This is a genomic window from Mesorhizobium sp. WSM4809 (assembly GCF_055811655.1).
This window is the reverse complement of record NZ_JBVVQW010000001.1, coordinates 85,118-104,505: the sequence shown is the minus strand read 5'-3', so window position 1 is coordinate 104,505 and position 19,388 is coordinate 85,118. Positions and strand designations below refer to the sequence as shown.

The following is a 19,388-nucleotide window of genomic DNA, read 5'->3' as shown; positions in this document are numbered from 1 at the left end:
CGGCAGTCATGTCAAAGGACCCTTTCCGCACGCGCGACCATGTGGCCGACTTTGACGATATCGTGGCCGACATAGTAAGCCGCAGCGCCGAAACCCGGGCGACCCTGCCAATGTCGGCTGATATCGCCTATGGCGAGGGCAAGGCCGAAAGGTTGGACCTGTTCTTTCCGCCCGGCGCGCGCAGGGATCTTCCCGTGCACATCTTCATCCATGGCGGCTACTGGCGCATGTTCTCCAGGAGCGACTATTCTTATGTAGCGAACACAGTCACCAAAGCTGGGGCGATCGCGGTCATCGTCGACTATGCGCTGATGCCCGAATTCAGGATGGCGGCAATCGTCGCCCAGGTCCGGCGCGCCAAACAATGGGTGCTGGACAATATAGCCGCTCATGGCGGTGACCCTGCCCGGCTAAGCGTAAGTGGTCATTCGGCGGGCGCACACCTGGCCTCATTCCTGTTCGAAAAGACGCCAATGCCATCGCGCATACGTGCGGCGCTGCTGCTAGGCGGCCTTTACGACCTCAAGCCCCTTCAGACGTCCTTCGTCCAGCCGCTAATCGGAATCACCGATGAGGAGGCAGCTGCCTTCACCCCAATGACGCGGTGGCATGACCCGGAGACGGCAGCGACCATTCTCGTGGGAGATCAGGAAACGTCACCTTTTCACCAGCAGGCCGCCGACTTCGGAAAGCGCTTGCGCGCGCAGGGGCACCTTGTCTGCGACCTCCGCCTGAATGACCGAAACCACATGAACAGCGTGCGTGATCTGGGCATCAGCGGCACACAATCTGGCGATTGCCTGATGGCGATGATCGAGGGAAACTGCCTATAGGACGGAACCTGGGGAAGCAGAGCCGCTTGACTGCCGGGCCAGACACTCCCGTCACTCAAGAAAGTACCGTCACGGGATCGCGGCACGCTACCGGCATCGGGCTGAGCTTTGCGGCAGGTGAAATCCGGCAGAGGACACAACCGACGATTCCTCATCCTCTTTCTCCACACTGACGAACTGCACAGCGCATCAGAAAATCGAAATTGCCCCTGGCGCCCTGAGTCGCGATGGTCTTAACGCAAGCAGCCGGCTTAGGGCTGTGGAGGAAACGTCGTCGCGGCAAAGCCCCTGGGGCAAGGCCGCTTTGGCACGCCGCTGGTTCAAACCGGCAGCGAGGGAGGAACTGACTTGGCTGGTTCGGGCAAATCCGACACCGCGCGCTTGGGCATCAAAATGTCCCAGGAACTCGTCGTCGGCGCGATCTCGGCCGTCCTGTTCCTGGTGTTCTCGGCGACGCTCAACAATTTCCTGAGCCAGGGCAACATCCTTGCCATTCTCAAGAATGTCTCGATCCTCGGCACGCTGGCCGTCGGCATGGGGTTCATCGTCGTCGGGCGCGGCATCGACCTGACCATGGTGGCGGTGATGGTGGTCGGCGTCGCCTTCAGCATTTGGATCTCCACCTGGGGCGTCGACTTCACGCTGGCCATCATGTGCGGCGCCATCCTGGTCGCGGTCATCGGCCTGTTCACCGGCGTCATGGTGGCAGTGGCCGAAATTCCGCCGATCTTCGCCACCCTTGCCATCGCATCCTCGGTCTACGGCTCTGGCCGCATCGTCTTTGCGTCCGACGTGCTCTATGCCCCCTCCGATATTGGCTGGCTGAAATTCGTCGGCAACGGAACCATCCTCGGCATCCCGATGTCGGTGATCATCTTCGCGGCGGTGGCCGCGCTCATGGGCTTCTTCCTGAGGAAGACCCGCTTCGGCCGGCTGGTCTATGCCACTGGCGACAACCCGAACGCGGCCCGCACCACAGGGCTGCCGACGCGCCCGATCATCGTGACGCAATATGTCATCAGCGCCCTCATTGCCTATACCGCCGGCATCATCATGCTGGGGCTGGTCACCGGCATCGACACCCGCCTCTACAATTCCAGCCTGATCTACGACGTGCTGCTGGTGGTCGTGTTGGGCGGCATCGGCCTCTCCGGTGGCCAGGGCGGCGTACGCAACGTCATCGTCGGCACCATTCTGGTCGGCATCCTGACCAACGGCATGACGATCCTGAACTTCAGCTACACCAGCCAGAATCTGATCAAGAGCGTGATCCTGCTGGGCGCGCTGGCGATCGACGCCATCATCAATCCGCGCGACGAGCAGACCTCGCAAAGCGGCGACATCTGAAACAAGAACCGAGACATAAATCTGGGAGGAGAAACATGAAATTGTTCAAGAACTGCCTGTTCGCGGGCATGACAGCGCTCGCGCTGCTGGGCGCGGCGAAAATCACCACGGCGCAGGAAACCGATCAGGTCGGCCGCTCCACTTATCTCGAGGCGCTCAAGGGCAAGAAGGTCATCTTCGTGCCGATCTCACAGGGCATGGACCTCAACCAGGCATGGGTGGTGGTGTGGCAGCGTCACGCGGCACGCTACGGCTTCAGCCTCGAAGTGCGCGATCCCTCCGGCGACACCAATGCCGGCATCCGCGCCATGCAGGGCGCCATCGCCGAGAAGCCGGACCTGATCATCGTGCAGAACCCCGATGTCCAGACCTACGCACGCCTATTGAAACAGGCGCAGGCGGCCGGCATCAAGGTGCTGCAAGTCAACATGCAGTCGGCCACCCAGACCGACAGTTATGTAGGCAATGACTGGATCGAAATGGGCCGTCTCGAAATGGGCGAACTGGCCAAACACTGCACCGGCCCCAATGCCGTCTCGCACAAGGTGGTCTGGCTCGCCGGTGTCCAGACGGGCGCCGCCAACATCTACATGCGCACCGGCATCGACGAGGTGCTGAAGGCCAATCCCGAGCTGCAGCTCGTCTCCGACCAGCCGGCCGATTACATGAGCGAAAAGGCCCGCCAGATCACCGAGACGGTCCTCCAGCAGCATCCGGACCTGTGCGGCATCATGGGCATCTGGGACAATGCCGAGGTCGGCGCAGGCGCCGCCGTCGCGGCCGCCGGCAAACAGGACCAGGTGACGATCGTTACCAATGGCGCCGGCAGCGCCACGGGCTGCGAGAGCATCAAGAACGGACTGCTCGACGTGATCTTCAACTTTAATGCCCCGATCCAGGCCGAGATCGCCGCACAGCAGATTTCCGAGCTGCTGCAGCAGCCCGAGCGGCAAGCGGGCAGCGAGAAGACCATCTTCTTCGGTCCGATCACCCGCGTCGACAAGGCCAATGCGACCGGCAGGAATTGCTGGAAGCTGGACGAGCTCAAGTAACGGACTTCCTTGATGAGCATGGCCGAAAGCCTTGTGCGCTGGCGCTACCGCCTGCTCCCCGACCACGTGGTCGGGGAGATCCTGACCAAGAAGTGGATCGACAGCGTCATCCCCTTCACGGCGCTGGTCATTTTGTGCGCGATCTTCGGCTCGATCGTGCCGGGCTTCTTCGATCTGGCGACGCTGACCAATCTCAGCGGCCAGACCGCCGAGCTTGGCCTGGTGGTGCTCGGCATGACCATCGTCATGGTGTCGGGCGGCATCGATCTGTCGGTCGGGTCGACCTTCGCGCTCGCCGTGTTGGTCACGCTGTATGGCATGAATGTCGAGCAGTGGAGCTTTGGTACCGGCCTTCTGGCGTGCTTGGGCCTCGGCGTCGTCTGCGGCGCCATCAACGGCTTCCTGGTTGGCTTCCTGCGCATGCGGGCCTTTCTCACCACGCTGGTGACGCTCATCATCTACCGCTCGACCTTCGACATCGTCTTCCCGCAGGTCTCGACGCGGATCGTCACCAGCGGTTCGGATTCGCCGGCCTATGATTTCCTTGGTTTCGGCACGATCTGGGGCGTGCCGACATCCTTTGTGGTCTTCGTCGTCATCGCGCTGATCATCCATCTCGTGCTGTCGCGCGCCCGCTATGGCTGGCGGTTGTTCGCGGTCGGCGGCGCGCGCCGCTCTGCCTACAATGCCGGCATCAATGTGCGCTTCATCTTGTTCAGCGCCTATGTCTTGTGCTCGGTGCTGGTGGCGCTCTCCGGCTTCTTCTTCTCGGCTCGCATCGGCAGTGCTGCTTCCGACATCGGCACCGGGCTCGAACTGCAGGTGTTGACCGCAACCGTGCTCGGCGGCATCTCGCTCGGCGGTGGGCGCGGCTCGGTCGCCAAGGCGCTGATGGGCACCGTCTTCGTGCTTGTCCTGTCGAACAGCCTGCTTGCGCTGGCCGTGCCCGGCCCGGTCAATTTCCTGATTCTCGGCATCGTGCTGCTTTTGTCGGTGCTTCTCGACGTGCGCTGGGTGAAGAACCGCCACAAGATCCTGCGCAGTGTCTACATCTCGCCGACCTTCGCCAAGATGCCGCAGGCGATCTCGACCGCGTCCGGCGCGCCGATGGCGGTGAACGACCGGTTGAAGGACGTCGGCGTCATCGGCCTCGGCTTTCTCGACGGCGCGGAAGATGTGATCTTCGACCGGCAGGACCGCCTCTACACCGGCAGCCGCCAAGGCGATATCCTGCGCTTCCAGCCGCCACACTACACCGACAGCGAAGTGTTCGCACATATTGGCGGCTCGCCGCTCGGCATGGCTTTCGACCGCGACGACAACCTCGTCATCTGCGTCGCCGGCATGGGCCTCTACCAGGTCTCGCCGGCCGGGGATGTAAAACTGCTGACCGCCGAGACCAACCGCTCGCTGACCTCGGTGGTCGACGACTCCACCATGAAGCTCGCCGACGACTGCGACATCCTGCCGGACGGCCGCATCGTCTTCTCGGAAGCGACAGTGCGCTTCGAGATGCATGACTGGTATGCCGACGCGCTGGAAAGCCGCGGCAACGGACGCATCATCGTCCATGATCCCAAATCCGGTTCGACACGCACACTGCTGTCGAACCTCGTCTTCCCCAATGGCATCTGCACGGCCTTCGACGGCCAGTCGGTGCTGTTCGCCGAAAGCTGGGCCTGCCGCATCAGCCGCTACTATTTCGATGGCCCGAAGAAGGGCCAGGTCGAGCGCGTCATCGAGGGCTTGCCCGGCTATCCCGACAACATCAACCGCGCCTCCGACGGCACCTACTGGCTGGCCCTGATGGGCATGCGCACGCCGGCATTGGATCTCTCGCTTGAAATGCCGGGCTTCCGCCGCCGCATGGCGCGGCGCGTATCGGAAGATGCGTGGCTGATGCCCAATCTCAACACCGGCTGCGTGCTGCGCTTCGACGAGAACGGCCAGATCCTCGAAAGCCTGTGGGACCAGGCAGGCGAAAAGCATCCGATGATCACCTCGATGCGCGAGCACAAGGGCATCCTCTATCTTTGCGGCATCTTCAACAACCGCATGGGCACTTTGCCCCTGAAAGGCGTCTATCCCGACTGGTTCAGCTCGGATTCCTACTGGGGCAAAAAGTCATGAGCGGTTTGAACCAGCTTCTTGACCGCTTTCTCGGCCGTGGCGAGTGGGCCGTGACCGTGCCGACGCTCGACGGGCCGTTGCTGCCCAACCAAGGACTGGAGGAAGCCGGCCAATTCGCCGGCCTCGCCGAGGCCGACAATCTCGTGCGCACCGAAAAGGGCCTCCTGGCAAGCAGCGCGAACCGGCTGATGCGCTTTAGCGCCGACGGCCATGCCGAAACCTTGCAGGAATTTCCGGGCGAGATCACCGCACTCGCCCATGCCCGCGGCATGACCGCGATGGCCATCGACGGCAAGGGCGTCGTCATCCGCGGCGGCCTGCATGACGGGCGCGAGGCGACGGGCGAGGAGGCTCGCCGCCTCTCCTGCATCACCGCTCTCACCTTCCTCGACAGCAACACCTTGCTGGTGGCCAACGGCTCGGCCTCAGTGCCGGCGAGCGGTTGGCGTCGCGACCTGATGCAGAAGAGCGTATCCGGTTCGGTCTGGCGGCTCGATCTGAAAAACGGCCGGCTGGAGTTGATCAGGGATGGCTTGGCCTGGCCGGCCGGCATCGCCACCACCGGCTCCAACCGCATCTACGTCTCGGAGGCCTGGCGCCACCGCGTGCTGGCGATCGACCTTGCCACCAAGGCGACGCTGCCCGTGCTGGAGCATCTGCCGGCCTACCCCGCCCGCATCGCACCGGCCTTCAACGCCGGCTACTGGCTGACCTTCTATTCCGTGCGCAACCAGTTGGTGGAGTTCATCCTGCGCGAGGACACCTACCGCACCCGCATGCTGGCGGAAGTCCCCGAGGCCTACTGGATGGCGCCGTCGCTCGGCTCATGGCGCGACTATCGCGAGCCCATGCAAGGCAGCCAGTTGAAGCAGATGAACGTGCTGAAGCCATACGCGGTGACAAGGTCCTACGGGCTGGTGGTCCTTTGCGACCAGAACATGAAGCCGCTGTCGAGTTTCCATTCGCGCGCCGACGGCAAGGTGCACGGGACGCTGAGCGCCTGCGAGCTGGGCGATGACCTTCTGGTCGCCTCGCGCGGCGGATCGCGGATCGTGCGCGTGGCGAGCGCCGCCAGTGGCAAGCGAGGCTAAGCGATGTCGGACGCCAACATCATTGAACTCAGGGACGCCGCCAAGGCGTTCGCGCGCATTCCGGCCTTCAAGAATGTCAATTTCGACCTGCGCAAGGGCGAAATCCATGCGCTGCTCGGGGAAAACGGCGCCGGCAAGTCGACGCTGACCAAGGTCATGGCCGGTGTCTTCAAGCTGACCGAGGGCAAGATGACCTTCGACGGCAAGGATGTGTCCTTCGCCACGCCCGCCGAAGCGCTGCGCGCCGGCATCGCCATGGTGTTCCAGGAAACCAACCTGGTGCCGGCCATGACGGTGGCGCAGAATCTCTATCTCGGCGAAGAGAAGATGTTCAACCGGTTGCGCGGCCTCTACATTCAGGCGCGGCAGTTCCTCGCCGGCATGGGCTTCCAGGTCGACCCGTCCGCGCAGGTCAGCACGCTGGGCGCGGCGCACAAGCAGATGGTGGAGATCGCGCGCGCCGTCCACCACAAGGCCCGCGTCATCATCTTCGACGAGCCGACCGCGACGCTGACGCCCGAAGAGAAAAGCCACTTCTTCAAACTTTTGCAGCGGCTGGTGAAGGAGGGCATCGCCGTCATCTTCATCACCCATGCGCTGGAAGAGGCGCTTGCCGTCGCCAACCGCATCACGGTCATGCGCGATGGTGAGATCGTCGCGTCCGGCGAAGCCAAGGGCTTCACCCGCGCTTCGATCGTGCAGGCCATGGTCGGCCGTACGCTGACCGAAACGCTGCATGGCGAGGTCAAGCGCACGGCGCGGCCCTATGGCGACAAGGTGCTTTCGGTCGAGAACCTGTCCTGCGCCGGCCTGGTGCGCAACTCTTCCTTCTCGGTGTTTTCGGGCCAGGTCACCGGCATGTTCGGCCTTGTCGGCGCCGGCCGGACCGAAATGGCCAAGGTCGTCGCCGGACTGTTGAAGCGCAACATCTTCCACGGCGGCGAGATCCGCCTGCTCGGCAAGTCGGTGCGTTACCGGGTGCCCAGGCCTGCGGTGCGCGACGGCATCGTCTATGTCACCGAGGATCGCAAGGTCGACGGCTTCTTCGAAACCATGACTGCGGGCGAGAACCTTCAAGTGGGTGAACTGACCGAGGGCGCCAATCCCGTCTCCATGGTGTCGCTGGCGCGGGCCAGGCAACTTGCCCGCGAATGGGGCGAACGTCTGAGCCTGCGGCAGACCAGCGACCGAGCCCGGATGATCGAGCTCTCCGGCGGTAACCAGCAAAAGGTCGTGATCGCCAAATCGCTGATCCAGAAGCCTAGGCTGGTGATCTTCGACGAGCCGACACGCGGTGTCGACGTCGGCGCCATCGTCGAGATCCACCAGCTCATCAGCGATCTCGCCGAGCAAGGCATGGCCGTCGTTGTCATCTCGTCCTATCTGCCTGAAATTCTCGCCGTTTCGGATCGCATTCTGGTGGTCAAGCGCGGCCGCGTGGTCGAGGAGATGATGCTGTCGGAGGCCACCGAGGAGCGCGTCATGTTCGCCGCGGTTCATTGAGCGGCTCGACAAGGAAGACACTTTTGCCGGTCAAGCCAGGACCAATGTCTGGCCGGTCCTATTGCCTTGCAATCGGTTCCGCGTCTGAATAGGTCAAAGGGTCAGATCACCCTGCCCGAGCGGATATGCCCAGCATTAACCTCAAACTTCTGCAGACGTTCCTGCTTGCCGCCGAAAACGGCAGCTTCCGTCGTGCTGCCGAGGAGAGCAATCGTTCGCCATCGGCGGTCTCGATGCAGATTCGCGACCTTGAGGAGCAGATCGGCATCTCGCTGTTTATCCGCACCGCACAGCGTGCAAGCCTGACGCCGGAAGGCCAGATCCTGTTCGAGGAGATCGCCAATGTGATGTCACAGGTGCAGACCAGCCTCGACCGGCTGACGGAGGTCGCCGCTCGGCGCAAGGGCAAGGTGCAGATCGCCTGCGCCCCGACGCTCGCGGCAAGCCGGCTGGGCGATATCCTGGCGACATTCAAGTTGCGCTATCCCCGCAGCATCGTCGAGGTCATCGAGAGCCCGCCGCAGGCCGCGCTTGGCCTTTTGCAACAGCAGGAGGTCGAGTTCTACATCGGCCCGGAACTGCCAAACCTGACGGACTTCCAGTTCGAGTCTATCCTCGACGATCCGCTGATGGCCTGCATTCCCACGGAAATATACGGCGGCGAAAAGAAGCTGCTGCTCTCCGACCTGCTGCGCTATCCGCTCATCCTGCTCAACCGCAAAACCGCCGTGCGCGGCCTTGTCGATCGGCTGACGGCGGCGGAAGGCATCGAGCTCAAGCCGCAATACGAGGTCGAAAGCGCACAGACGGCGGTGGCGCTGGTGTGTTCGGGACTTGGCGTCTGCGTGGTGCCCGGCATCGCCATTTCGCGCAATGACGAGCGCATGCGAGTGGTGCCGATCGACCATCGCGACGCCCACCGCTCCGTCGGCATCATCACGGCGCGGGGCTATGTGCACCACTCCTTCTCCGAACAGCTGATGAACCTCATCCGCACCAATTTGCGCGAACTGGCAAACTGAGCATCGCGCCTTCGGACAGGCACCTTGCACGAGCGCCGAGAATAGTGCGGGAACGCCGTCATTCGCAGCCCGGCCTCACCTGAATATCAGCGCACCCTCAGTCGGTCTGGATCCAGACCGATTTGGTCTCCAGATATTCATGCAGATGTTCGATGCCGCCCTCGCGGCCGTAGCCGGACATCTTCATGCCGCCGAACGGCACCGCCGGGTCGATGGCGTGGTACATGTTGACCCACACCGAGCCGGCCTTGATGCGGCGGGCGAGCTTGTGCGCGGTGCCCAGATGGGTGGTGAAAATGCCGGCTGCCAAGCCATAGGGCGTCGCATTGGCCCGCGCCACGGCTTCGTCGAGCGTGTCGAACGGCATCGCCGAAATCACCGGACCGAAGATTTCTTCACGCGCGATGGTCATCTTGTCCGACACCGCGCCGAAGACGGTCGGCGCGATGAAATTGCCGCCGTCGTAGGGCTCGCCCGTCAGTCGAGATCCGCCCGCTATCAGTTCCGCGCCTTCGTCGCGGCCGGCCTTGATATAGCCCACCACCTTGCCGGCCTGCCTGGCATTGATGAGCGGGCCGATTTCGGTTTCCGCCTCGATGCCATGGCCGATGCGAAGCCTGCCGGCAAACTCGGCGACCCGGCGCACGAATTCGTCATGGATTTCGCGCGCCACGAACAGCCGCGATCCGGCGATGCAGATCTGGCCCGAATGCACGAACACCGCCATCGCGGCGACAGGAACCGCCTTGTCGATGTCGGCATCGCGGCAGACGATGATCGGCGATTTGCCGCCGAGTTCCAGGGAAACGCGCTTGAGGTTTGTCACGCCCGCCCGCGCGATGGCCTGCCCGGTCAGCGTCGAGCCGGTGAAGACGATCTTGTTGACGTCGGGATGTTCAGCGAGCCGCGCACCGGCCTCCGCCCCGGTGCCGGTGACGACGTTGACGACGCCGTCGGGAACGCCGGCTTCCTGCATCAGCCTGGCGATCAGCAGCGGCGTCAACGAGGCGTCCTCCGAGGGCTTCAGCACGATGGTGCAGCCGGTGGCCAGCGCCGGCGCGATCTTCCAGATCGACGCGGCGGTCGGAGCGTTCCAGGGGATGATCGCGCCGACAACGCCCACCGGCTCGCGCCTTGTGAAGCTGACGATCTCGCCGGGGATCGAATTGTCTATGGATTCGCCATGCAGCGCGGTCGCCATGCCCGCATAGAAGCGCAGCATGCCGATGACGCGCCGCCGGTTGGCGAGCGTGCGCGTGATCGGCAGTCCCATGTCGAGAGTGTCGGAAACGCTGAGCTCTTCCCAATGAGTCTCGAAGAGATCGGCGATGCGCAGAAGCACGCACTGCCGCTCATAGGGCGAGAATTTTGACCACGGCCCTTCGAAAGCCGTGCGCGCAGCCGCCACCGCCGCATCGACGTCGGCGGCCGAGCCACGCGGGACGGTGGCCAGCACTTCGCCAGTCGCCGGGTTGAGCGCCTGCATCTCCTGGCCGGATTGTGCCGGAACCCACCTGCCGCCGACGAACATCGGCCGGAATTCGCCGTGGTAGAGCGCCGTGGCCTTCGCCCGCGGGTCGAAATTCAGCGTCATCCCTTCCTCCTCACAATTCCGTGGCGACTATGCCTCCGACGCCGGTCGACCTCAAACAAGGAAAGCTAAAAGGGCGTTCAGATAATCGGACTGTGCAATGTACGCGACTTCCCCGATGGTGCCGGCAATGGAGGAACAGATATGAGACTTGCTGGCAAGGTCGCCATCGTCACTGGCGGCGGTTCGGGATTTGGCGAAGGCATCGTCAGGAAATTCGTCACCGAAGGTGCGCGGGTCGTGTTGATGGACCGTGATGGGGCCGCCGCGGCCCGCGTTGCTGCCGAAGTCGGCGAAAATGTGCGGCCAATCACTGGCGACGTCTCGACACTCGCAAGCTTCGAAGCGGCGGCAGACCTGGCCCGCTCGGCCTTTGGCGGTCTCGACATACTGGTCAACAATGCCGGCGTGGCCCAGCCGCCCCTGGCGCTCGAGACGATGGACGAAGAGACGTTCGACCGGATCGCCAACGTCAACATGCGATCCATCTACAATGGCGCCCGTGCGGTCGTTGCGCATTTCAAATCCATCAAATCGGGCGCCATCCTCAACGTCGCCTCCACCGGCGGCGTCTCGCCGCGCCCGAATTTGACCTGGTACAATGCTTCCAAAGGCTGGGCGATTGCCGCCACCCGGGCCATGGCCGTGGAACTCGCCCCCTTCGGCATCCGCGTCAACGCCATCAACCCGGTTGCCGGCGACACGCCGCTTCTGTCCACCTTCATCGGCTCCGGCGAGGAAAACCGCGCCCGCGTCGTCGCCACCATTCCGATCGGCAGGCTGTCTACGCCGGCGGACATGGGCAACGCCGCGGCATTCCTGTGCTCCGACGAGGCCAGCATGATCACCGGCGTCGACCTCAATGTCGACGGCGGCAAGTGCATCTGAGCGTTAGACCATTTGGGAGTTGGCGATGAAGCCTGTCTACGAAATCGCCGTGGTGCATGGCGACGGCATCGGCCCGGAAGTCTGCGCCGCAGCGGTTCAAGTGGTGAAAGCAGCGCTTGGTCCCGGCAACCCCTTGCACTTCAGCGAATACCCGGCCGGAGCCGAGCATTTCCTGAAGACCGGCCAGAGCTTTCCCGAGCCGACCTTCCAGGCCTGCCGCGCGGCGGACGCCATCCTGCATGGTGCGGGCGGCTTGCCGGGCGTCGTCCATCCCGATGGAACCGAAGCAGGCCTGGATTTCACGCTGAGGCTGCGCTTCGAACTCGATCTCTATGCCAACATCCGCCCCGTCAGGCTCTTCGAGGGCGTGCCGAGCCCGTTGAGCGGCGTGAATGCCGGAGATATCGACTACATCATCTTGCTGCGAGAACAGCGAAGGGCTTTACGCCGCGCGGGGATCGGGCGCGCTGTTGCGCGGCGAAGTCGCGGTCGACACCCTGGTGCAGACCCGTTCCGGCATCGAGCGCATCGCGCGCAAGGCCTTCGAACTGGCGCGCCAGTCGGGCGGCGCGCCCCGTGACGGCGTGCGCCGGGTCACCTGCTGCGACAAGGCCAACGTGCTGCGCAGCTATGCCTTCTTCCGCTCCGTCTTCGACGAAGTGGCGAAGGACTATCCCGATATCGCGACCGAGCACGCGCTGGTCGACGCCATGGCGATGCATCTCGTGCTGAAACCGGGCCATTTCAACGTCATCGTCAGCGAGAACATGTTCGGCGACATCCTGTCCGACCTCGCCGCCGCGACGGTGGGCGGGATGGGCATGGCGCCTTCAGCCGAGATCGGCGCGGCCAACGGCTTCTTCCAGGCCGCGCACGGCTCGGCGCCCGACATTGCCGGCCAAGGTATCGCCAATCCGTATGGGACGATCCTGTCGGCAGCCTCGATGCTCGACTGGCTCGGCCACAAGCATGGCGACGAGAGGCTCAACCAGGCCGCGGCGCGCATCCGTCGCGTGACCGAGGACTGCCTGGCCAACGGGCTTCTGAGCGCCGACCTGAAAGGCAGGGCGTCGACCAGCGAGATAACCCGCTCGATCTGCGACCGGCTCGCGGCAGCGGCGTGACTGATGATCAAGGTGAAGATAGATCTTGTTGGACCTCGCAAGGTCGGCCAGACGCTCATGCGCCGGATATTCATTGCCGACCGGCACGAGGGCGAGGCTTGAGATGGGCGCTCTCGATCGCCAGGTTTCGGTCGAGGATTTTCGCAGGCTTGCCCGTCGTCGCCTGCCGAAATCCATCTTCGAATTCATCGATGGCGGGGCGGGGCAGGAACTCACCCTTAACGCCAACCGAAGCGATTTCGAAAAGATCAGACTTTTGCCGCGCGTGCTTACCGATGTTTCGCATCCGAACGTTTCCACGACGCTCTGGTCCGAGACCTTGCCGACACCGCTCGTGATCAGCCCGATGGGTTCCTGCGCGCTGGTCAAGCCCGGAGCCGACATTGCCATCGCGAGGGCGGCAACCGCTCGCGGCATCCCCTACACACTCTCCACCATGGCCACGGCCAGCATCGAAGGCATGGCGCGAGCCGTACAGGGGCCGCTGTGGTTCCAGCTTTATGTGCTCAAGGATTTCGACTTCAATCGCCAACTGGTCAGGCGAGCGGAAGAATTTGGCTATTCGACGCTGGTGGTGACCGTTGATCTGCAAGCCGGGGGCAAGCGCGAAAAGGATCTTAGGAACGGCATATCCATCCCACTGCGGCCTTCGGCCCGGCATCTCTGGGAAGGCATGCTTCATCCTGGCTGGTCGCTGCGCCTGCTGAGCGGCGGTCTGCCCCAGTTCGAGAACGTCCGCGGCTATCTCGGTGACAACAGCGCCAGCCTGACGATCGCCGCGCGTGTTGGCGGCAGCCTCCATGCAGGTTTCGACTGGGACGATTTCCGCCAGATCCGCGACTGGTGGAAAGGCCGGCTGCTGGTCAAGGGCGTCCTGCACCCGGGCGACGCGTCGCGACTGGTCGCGGCTGGTGCCGATGGCATCTGGGTGTCCAACCATGGAGGCCGTCAGCTCGACGGTGCTGTATCGAGCATCGATGCCCTGCCCGCCATCCGTCAGGCACTTAGCGCCCAAGTCCCGATCCTCATCGATTCCGGTATCCGCACGGGCACGGACATCATCAAGGCCAAGGCACGCGGCGCCACCGTCGCGGCGATCGGCCGGGCCGCCCTGTTCGGCGCCGTGGCTGGCGAGGCCGGTGTGGCCAAGGCACTCGATATCATCCTGGACGAAGTGGTGACTTGCCTCAGGCTCTGCGGAATCCCCCGTTTTCAGGAAGCGGGATCAGAAATCATAGCATAGCGCCAAGACGTGTGCTCACGCTTGGTCGCAAAGTTTCAGCCACCAATTGCCGCCCTCGCACGCCGCTCTTCCCAGGCCCAAAAGCCGCCGTCCATCCAGACGACGGCAGCCATTCAGAAAGCGTTTGTTTGATGCACACGCGCTGGCGACAGCGTTATGAAATTCGAAAGGCTGCGCAGTCGGATAGGCGGACTAAACTCCGCCGCCCGGTGCTGTTTTCGGTTCCATCCATCCGTTCTTCAGGACATCGCGAAGCACGTTCCGAGTGTCTTCGCCCGCTGCCGTTGCGCCGCTCGCCCAAGCGATCGCCAGTGCTCCGAAAAAGATGTCGCGCCCGGTCATCGTCCGTCGTGCAAGCCCTTCGTCCTGTGCAGCCTTCAGGATTCGCTCCGTCGTCGCGATGACAGCATGGCAGGTCGGCGTCAGCGGGGATTCTACTCGGCAAGCGGCCCGTAACGGTTCAGGCAAGCCCTCATAAGCCAGCATCCAGTCGCCGAGAGCTTCAACCCAGAGTTCGAGTGCGCGGCCTGCATCGCTCTCCCCGGCTTCGATTTCAACGCGACGATGGTCGAGGCTTTCATAGTGAAGAATTAGCAGCGCAGCCAGGAGGGCGTCTTTGTTTGGAAAATGGCGGTAGAGCGTCCCTGCCCCCACGCCCGCCAGCTTCGCGATAGCATCCATCGAGACGTCAACACTGTCGTTGCCGAACGCTTGTCGCGCCACCTCGAGAATGTGCGCCCGATTGTGTTGCGCGTCCCTGCGGAGGGCTGACGTGATCGACGATTGAAACATGACTGACCTTTGAACCCTTGAAGATCGGAGACACTCTCCGTATCTAAAGTCGAAGCGGAGATAGTCTCCATATATCCCGTGGTCGACTGTTCTAACAGGTCGGCATGAGCCGGCGAAACGAGGACGATGATCAGGCAGATGATACCGGCATGCATCTGGGCAACGGTACGGCAACCTGCCTGGGGCCTGGCGCGCGGTCAGTAGATGCCGCGAGCAAGCTATACGAAGTTCGAGGCGGGCTGTTCCATCGGGGGTTATGGCGGCACCACCCTGCGCGACCATCTGGATGTCCCGCTCAACACGGGATCGATCCGCGCATCATGCGCTGAGCTCACAATCACAATTACCTGGAAGGAAATCGACATGAACATCGGCATTATCGGCGCGGGAAATATCGGCACCACCCTCGCACGAAAGCTGACAGCGGCCGGACACGCGGTGAAGCTGGCGGGCTCGAAGGGGCCTGATGACATCCGCGAGAAGGCGATGAAGGTTGGTGCGCTCCCGGTTGCCGCGCACGAAGCAGCCAGGGATGTCGAGGCGATCGTTCTATCGATCCCGTTTGCGAAGATTCCCGATGTCGCCAACATCTTTGCCGATGTACCAGCCGACGTGGTCGTGATCGACACCTCCAATTATTATCCTATGCGCGACGGGAACATCGCGGAGGTTGACGATGGCAAGCCGGAAAGCGTCTGGTCCAGCGAACAACTCGGCCGGCCGGTGGTCAAGACGTTCAATGCGGTCCTCGCCCAAACGCTCGCCGAAGGTGGCGGAACGGCCGAACGGATCGCGATCCCCGTCGCAGGCGATGATGCGCATGCCAAAGCGATCGCACGCGAACTGGTGAACGAGACCGGTTTCGACGCACTTGATGCCGGCGATCTCGCGAGTTCCTGGCGCCAGCAACCGGGCACGCCAGCCTACTGCACGGAACTGACGTTGCCTGATCTTCAGCATGCGCTGTCCACGGCGGAAAAGGCGCGCGCACCCGGAGCTCGCGACGCACTGATCAAGGGCTTCATGGAGGCGACGACCCCCCTCCGCCACGAGCAGATCGTAGCCCGCAACCGTGAAGTCACCGCCCTCCGATGAGAGACTTTTCCGATTCCGGCCCGAGGTGGTGACCAAGAAGACTCTCCAAGAGTTCCTTCTGTTTGTCGGGAACAACCTGCCAGCGACGATGACGAGGCCGGCGTGAACCGGCTCTTTAGAGTTTTGTGAAGCCCTTGGCGTTATTTGCGACAAAGGTGAAATCCCCCTTGATGATGCGAGGCATCAACTCCCACGCTCCGCTGCTCAACCAGCGAGCCTGAGCCATAGCGCCTGCCTGACGGCAGGCGGTTAGCCGCCGCCGCCCATGGTCACGGACATGAAGGCCCGGAAGGCCGCCGCGGCCGGTTCGATTGATCTGTCCCGCGACCAGGCCAGGCCGACATCCATGGTAGGAATGGGCTCGACAAGCCCGCGCACTTCGATGCGCTGCCCCTCCAAGGACCAGGGGCGGTAAACCATGTCGGACAGGACAGTGACCCCCATGCCGGCAGCCACGAGCGACCGCACGGCCTCGACCGAACTGGTGGTAAGGACGGCGCGAAGCGAAAGCCCCGCGGCATCCCAGTAACGGGCGGCCGTCGTACGTGCCTCGTCAACCGTCAGCATAACATAATCTTCCGCCGCCACATCGGCGAGGCTGATTTCCTGCCGCGCGAGCAGATGATGATCAGCCGAAAGCCAGAGCCGGCGGTTCGACCGCATCAAGACCTCCTGCGCCAACTCCTTGGTGTGCTCCAGGTTGGACACCAGCATCACGGCCATGTCGATGTCCCCGCACATCAACCCGCTTTCGAGAGCGTCTCGGGGCAGTTCCAGCACCTCGACCTCGATCTCGGGATAGGTCTTTCGAAACCGCGCGTAGTGGCGCGACATGTAGTAGCCGACGACCGTGTAGGTCATGCCAAGCCGCAGCTTGCCCGCCAGGCCTTTCCTATCGCGCAACGGGCTTCGGACGGCGGCAGCGACGGCCCCGGTGATAACACGCGCATGTTCAAGAAACCGCGCGCCCTCCATAGTCAGTCTTACGCCAGCGTGGTTACGCTCCAAAAGCCGTACGCCCAGGTCAGCCTCAAGCGTCTTTATCGCCGCAGTGACGGCCGATTGCGAGATGTTGAGTTCCACCGCAGCATGACTGACCTGTCCGCTCTCGGCGGTCGCGATAAAATAATCAAGCTGTTTCAAGGTGATGGTCATGGTGCGCTCCGGCCCAGAACCATTATCTGTTTTTTTGATATGACAATCAATAAACTACTATTTCACAAACGCCCTCGCATGCGCAAAAAATGCTGCAACGCCGCAAAGACGGCAGCTTCGAGGGGTAACAATGCGATGGCGGTGACGCTAAACTGCGACATGGGCGAAAGCTTTGGCCTCTACAAGGTTGGCGATGATATGGGCATGATGCCCATCATCGACGTTGCCAATGTCGCCTGTGGTTTTCATGCCTCCGATCCGGATCACATGCACGCCGCCGTCCGCAGCGCCAAGGCGAGTGGCGTAAAGATCGGCGCCCATCCAGGCTTGCCCGACATTCAGGGTTTCGGCCGGCGCGAGATGCGGATGACCCGCGAAGAAGTCAGGAACACCATCATTTACCAGGTGGGAGCGCTTGCCGGCTTCCTCAGGGCCGAGGGTGTGGAACTCCACCACATCAAGCCGCATGGCAGCCTCTACTTCATGGCCATGCAGCAGGAGGCAATCGCCCATGGCGTGTGCGACGCGGCAGAGATTTTCGGCGTACCCCTCTTCGGCATGACGGGCACCCTGCATGAGAAGATCTATCAAGAGCGCGGTATCCCATTCGTCGCCGAGTTCTATGCCGATCTCGACTACGATGCCTCCGGCAAGCTGATCTTGACGCGCGTCCATGACGCCAAGGACCCCGCAGAGATGGCCGAGCGGTGCGTGCGCGCCATCAGGGAGGGCGAGGGCACGGCAGAGGACGGCGGTTTCTTCCCCGTACGCTGCGAAACCATCTGCGTGCATTCCGATACGCCGAACGCCATCGAAATAGCCAGGGCCGTGCGCACCGCAATCGCTCCCTGGCACTGAACTCGACCAACCCGCCCGCGCAGGCGGTTCCAAATTAGTCTGTCTGCAGTTTTCCGGAGCTTTTTATGGCCCAGATTCTTTCGCCTCTTCCCGGCACTTTCTATCGCAGCGCTTCGCCAGACCAGCCGCCCTACAAGGCGGATGGCGACGCGGTTTCCGCCGGAGACGTAATCGGCCTCATCGAAGTGATGAAGTCGTTCCACGAAGTGAGGGCCGAGACGGCCGGTACGAACATCCGCTTCGTTGCCGACAATGAAGACCCGATCATGGCCGGCGCACCTATCGCGGATCTCGACTGATGCTGAAAAAGCTTCTGGTTGCCAACCGGGGCGAGATAGCGGTCAGGATCATCCGGGCCGCGCAAGATTTGGGGATCGCCACCGTGGCGGTGTATTCGGCCGCAGACGCCGAGTCGCTCCACGTCCAGCTTGCGGACGAATCGGTCAACATCGGCCCACCAGCAGCAAAGAAGTCCTATCTCAATGTCGAAGCAATTCTGAAGGCTGCCCGCGACACCGGTTGCGACAGCGTTCATCCTGGCTATGGTTTCCTTGCCGAGAATGCCGCGTTTTCCGACGCGGTCACAGGCGCTGGATTGGTCTTCGTCGGCCCGTCGGGAGATGCGATCCGGATGATGGGAGACAAGGTCTCGGCGCGATCGGCCGCCGCCGCTGCAGGTGTCCCTGTGGTGCCTGGCTCGGCTGGCCGGGTCGAGGGCCTCAAGGCTGGCCACGAGGTGCTGACCGCAACCGGTTTTCCGGTGATGATCAAGGCGGCGGCAGGCGGCGGCGGGCGGGGCATCCGCATCGCCAACTCGCTCGCCGAGTTCGAACAAGCCTTTCCTCAGGCCGAAGCAGAAGCCCTCGCCGCCTTTGGCGACGGTGGCCTCTACATGGAAAAAGTGATCGGCAAGGCCCGCCATATCGAGGTGCAGGTGCTGGCAGATGGAAGCGATGCCATTCACTGCTATGAGCGGGAGTGCTCGCTGCAGCGGCGACGCCAGAAGGTTTGGGAGGAGGCGCCGTCGCGCGCACTTTCAGACAGGCTGCGCGAGGATCTCTGCGCTTCGGCGGTCGCTTTGGCCAAGGCGGTCAAATACTCTGGTGCCGGCACGGTAGAGTATCTTTATGACGATGAAGCAGATCGCTTTTACTTCATCGAGATGAACACCCGTATCCAGGTCGAGCACCCGGTCACCGAAGCGATCACCGGCATCGACCTCGTTGCGGAGATGCTTCGCATCGCCGGCGGCGAGAAGCTGCGGATTCGGCAAGGCGATGTCTCCGTCAAGGGGCATGCGATCGAAGTCCGACTCAATGCCGAAGACCCGGCGAAGGAGTTCGCTCCATTCCCTGGGCAGGTGGCCGAGCTTCGCATTCCCGGCGGTCCGGGCGTACGCTTCGATTCGATGCTCTACCAAGGCTATCAGGTGCCGCCCTTTTATGATTCGCTGCTTGCCAAGCTGATCGTGCATGCAGAAACGCGCGAGGCGGCGATAGTGCGCCTGATCCGCGCGCTCAACGAGTTGAAGATCGGCGGGCTCAAGACCACCAAGCCGCTGTTTCTTGCGCTGGCCGCCGATCCGGCGGTACGGGCGGGAGACGTGCATACCCGCTGGCTGGAAGGCTGGCTCATCGAAAACGCCGCAACATTGGCGGGTTAAG

16 protein-coding genes and 1 pseudogene are annotated in these 19,388 nt (G+C 62.9%); 14 read left to right on the top strand and 3 right to left on the bottom strand.

The genetic code is table 11. The annotated features are described in order from the left end of the window. The first annotated feature begins 8 nt into the window (after positions 1–8). The 7 genes from AC0L24_RS00415 to AC0L24_RS00385 all read left to right on the top strand — a co-directional run bounded on the left by AC0L24_RS00415 (position 9) and on the right by AC0L24_RS00385 (position 8,978). The gene (locus AC0L24_RS00415; protein ID WP_164874025.1) at positions 9–833 is read left to right on the top strand and encodes an alpha/beta hydrolase; all 825 of its coding nucleotides are present in this window, start codon (positions 9–11) and stop codon (positions 831–833) included. A gap of 393 nt (positions 834–1,226) precedes the next feature. Further along, positions 1,227–2,180 (top strand): ABC transporter permease, encoded by a 954-nt coding sequence (locus AC0L24_RS00410; protein WP_236383139.1) that lies wholly within the window; start codon positions 1,227–1,229, stop codon positions 2,178–2,180. 35 nt (positions 2,181–2,215) lie between these two features. Further along, positions 2,216–3,232: a sugar ABC transporter substrate-binding protein gene (locus tag AC0L24_RS00405; protein ID WP_127320431.1), complete on the top strand. Its 1,017-nt coding sequence runs from the start codon at positions 2,216–2,218 to the stop codon at positions 3,230–3,232. A gap of 12 nt (positions 3,233–3,244) precedes the next feature. Then, complete coding sequence (locus AC0L24_RS00400; protein ID WP_127811199.1) at positions 3,245–5,362, top strand: ABC transporter permease; 2,118 nt, start codon at positions 3,245–3,247, stop codon at positions 5,360–5,362. Beyond that, positions 5,359–6,453 carry an NHL repeat-containing protein gene (locus AC0L24_RS00395; protein WP_127811200.1) on the top strand — a complete coding sequence of 365 codons (1,095 nt, stop codon included), beginning with the start codon at positions 5,359–5,361 and terminating at the stop codon, positions 6,451–6,453. The genes AC0L24_RS00400 and AC0L24_RS00395 overlap by 4 nt, the downstream gene beginning before the upstream one ends. A 3-nt stretch (positions 6,454–6,456) precedes the next feature. Next, complete coding sequence (locus tag AC0L24_RS00390; RefSeq protein ID WP_127811201.1) at positions 6,457–7,956, top strand: sugar ABC transporter ATP-binding protein; 1,500 nt, start codon at positions 6,457–6,459, stop codon at positions 7,954–7,956. A gap of 125 nt (positions 7,957–8,081) precedes the next feature. Then, complete coding sequence (locus AC0L24_RS00385) at positions 8,082–8,978, top strand: LysR family transcriptional regulator (protein ID WP_027036279.1); 897 nt, start codon at positions 8,082–8,084, stop codon at positions 8,976–8,978. A 97-nt stretch (positions 8,979–9,075) separates the two neighbouring features. Here AC0L24_RS00385 and AC0L24_RS00380 read toward each other — a convergent pair whose 3' ends face one another. Then, entirely contained in the window at positions 9,076–10,572 is a 1,497-nt protein-coding gene (locus tag AC0L24_RS00380) for an aldehyde dehydrogenase family protein (RefSeq protein WP_128287397.1), read from the bottom strand. Positions 10,573–10,713: 141 nt separating this feature from the next. Here AC0L24_RS00380 and AC0L24_RS00375 point away from each other — a divergent pair, with 141 nt between their 5' ends. From AC0L24_RS00375 to AC0L24_RS00365, 3 genes and pseudogenes are all read left to right on the top strand, one after another. Continuing rightward, entirely contained in the window at positions 10,714–11,457 is a 744-nt protein-coding gene (locus AC0L24_RS00375) for a glucose 1-dehydrogenase (RefSeq protein WP_128287398.1), read from the top strand. A 25-nt stretch (positions 11,458–11,482) separates the two neighbouring features. Further along, positions 11,483–12,581 (top strand): annotated as a pseudogene (locus AC0L24_RS00370) (isocitrate/isopropylmalate dehydrogenase family protein). Between the two features lie 103 nt (positions 12,582–12,684). After that, positions 12,685–13,824, top strand: coding sequence for an alpha-hydroxy acid oxidase (locus AC0L24_RS00365; protein WP_473563310.1), 1,140 nt, complete (start codon positions 12,685–12,687; stop codon positions 13,822–13,824). 192 nt (positions 13,825–14,016) lie between these two features. Here the strand turns inward: AC0L24_RS00365 and AC0L24_RS00360 are convergent, their stop codons facing one another. Then, entirely contained in the window at positions 14,017–14,616 is a 600-nt protein-coding gene (locus tag AC0L24_RS00360) for a TetR/AcrR family transcriptional regulator (RefSeq protein ID WP_128287400.1), read from the bottom strand. A gap of 363 nt (positions 14,617–14,979) precedes the next feature. Between AC0L24_RS00360 and AC0L24_RS00355 the strand changes: the two genes are divergently transcribed. After that, positions 14,980–15,711 carry an NADPH-dependent F420 reductase gene (locus AC0L24_RS00355; RefSeq protein WP_128362542.1) on the top strand — a complete coding sequence of 244 codons (732 nt, stop codon included), beginning with the start codon at positions 14,980–14,982 and terminating at the stop codon, positions 15,709–15,711. A gap of 249 nt (positions 15,712–15,960) precedes the next feature. Here the strand turns inward: AC0L24_RS00355 and AC0L24_RS00350 are convergent, their stop codons facing one another. Then, positions 15,961–16,866: a LysR family transcriptional regulator gene (locus tag AC0L24_RS00350; protein ID WP_013533150.1), complete on the bottom strand. Its 906-nt coding sequence runs from the start codon at positions 16,864–16,866 to the stop codon at positions 15,961–15,963. 135 nt (positions 16,867–17,001) lie between these two features. On the opposite strand from AC0L24_RS00350, the gene pxpA reads away from it, so the two are divergent. From pxpA to AC0L24_RS00335, 3 genes are all read left to right on the top strand, one after another. After that, positions 17,002–17,724, top strand: coding sequence for a 5-oxoprolinase subunit PxpA (pxpA, locus tag AC0L24_RS00345; protein WP_128287401.1), 723 nt, complete (start codon positions 17,002–17,004; stop codon positions 17,722–17,724). A 65-nt stretch (positions 17,725–17,789) separates the two neighbouring features. Further along, the gene (locus AC0L24_RS00340; RefSeq protein WP_292699536.1) at positions 17,790–18,023 is read left to right on the top strand and encodes an acetyl-CoA carboxylase; all 234 of its coding nucleotides are present in this window, start codon (positions 17,790–17,792) and stop codon (positions 18,021–18,023) included. Next, the gene (locus AC0L24_RS00335) at positions 18,023–19,387 is read left to right on the top strand and encodes an acetyl-CoA carboxylase biotin carboxylase subunit (protein WP_127811208.1); all 1,365 of its coding nucleotides are present in this window, start codon (positions 18,023–18,025) and stop codon (positions 19,385–19,387) included. Before AC0L24_RS00340 ends, AC0L24_RS00335 begins: the two co-directional genes overlap by 1 nt. Position 19,388 lies beyond the last annotated feature (1 nt).

What these genes read in the sequence shown, in the direction of transcription:
- AC0L24_RS00360 (WP_128287400.1), bottom strand. Translation starts at nt 14,616, where the DNA reads ATGTTTCAATCGTCGATCACGTCAGCCCTCCGCAGGGACGCGCAACAC.
- AC0L24_RS00340 (WP_292699536.1), top strand. Translation starts at nt 17,790, where the DNA reads ATGGCCCAGATTCTTTCGCCTCTTCCCGGCACTTTCTATCGCAGCGCT.
- AC0L24_RS00415 (WP_164874025.1), top strand. Translation starts at nt 9, where the DNA reads ATGTCAAAGGACCCTTTCCGCACGCGCGACCATGTGGCCGACTTTGAC.
- AC0L24_RS00395 (WP_127811200.1), top strand. Translation starts at nt 5,359, where the DNA reads ATGAGCGGTTTGAACCAGCTTCTTGACCGCTTTCTCGGCCGTGGCGAG.
- AC0L24_RS00400 (WP_127811199.1), top strand. Translation starts at nt 3,245, where the DNA reads ATGAGCATGGCCGAAAGCCTTGTGCGCTGGCGCTACCGCCTGCTCCCC.
- AC0L24_RS00405 (WP_127320431.1), top strand. Translation starts at nt 2,216, where the DNA reads ATGAAATTGTTCAAGAACTGCCTGTTCGCGGGCATGACAGCGCTCGCG.
- AC0L24_RS00385 (WP_027036279.1), top strand. Translation starts at nt 8,082, where the DNA reads ATGCCCAGCATTAACCTCAAACTTCTGCAGACGTTCCTGCTTGCCGCC.
- AC0L24_RS00390 (WP_127811201.1), top strand. Translation starts at nt 6,457, where the DNA reads ATGTCGGACGCCAACATCATTGAACTCAGGGACGCCGCCAAGGCGTTC.
- AC0L24_RS00365 (WP_473563310.1), top strand. Translation starts at nt 12,685, where the DNA reads ATGGGCGCTCTCGATCGCCAGGTTTCGGTCGAGGATTTTCGCAGGCTT.
- AC0L24_RS00350 (WP_013533150.1), bottom strand. Translation starts at nt 16,866, where the DNA reads ATGACCATCACCTTGAAACAGCTTGATTATTTTATCGCGACCGCCGAG.
- AC0L24_RS00335 (WP_127811208.1), top strand. Translation starts at nt 18,023, where the DNA reads ATGCTGAAAAAGCTTCTGGTTGCCAACCGGGGCGAGATAGCGGTCAGG.
- pxpA (WP_128287401.1), top strand. Translation starts at nt 17,002, where the DNA reads ATGGCGGTGACGCTAAACTGCGACATGGGCGAAAGCTTTGGCCTCTAC.
- AC0L24_RS00355 (WP_128362542.1), top strand. Translation starts at nt 14,980, where the DNA reads ATGAACATCGGCATTATCGGCGCGGGAAATATCGGCACCACCCTCGCA.
- AC0L24_RS00380 (WP_128287397.1), bottom strand. Translation starts at nt 10,572, where the DNA reads ATGACGCTGAATTTCGACCCGCGGGCGAAGGCCACGGCGCTCTACCAC.
- AC0L24_RS00375 (WP_128287398.1), top strand. Translation starts at nt 10,714, where the DNA reads ATGAGACTTGCTGGCAAGGTCGCCATCGTCACTGGCGGCGGTTCGGGA.
- AC0L24_RS00410 (WP_236383139.1), top strand. Translation starts at nt 1,227, where the DNA reads ATGTCCCAGGAACTCGTCGTCGGCGCGATCTCGGCCGTCCTGTTCCTG.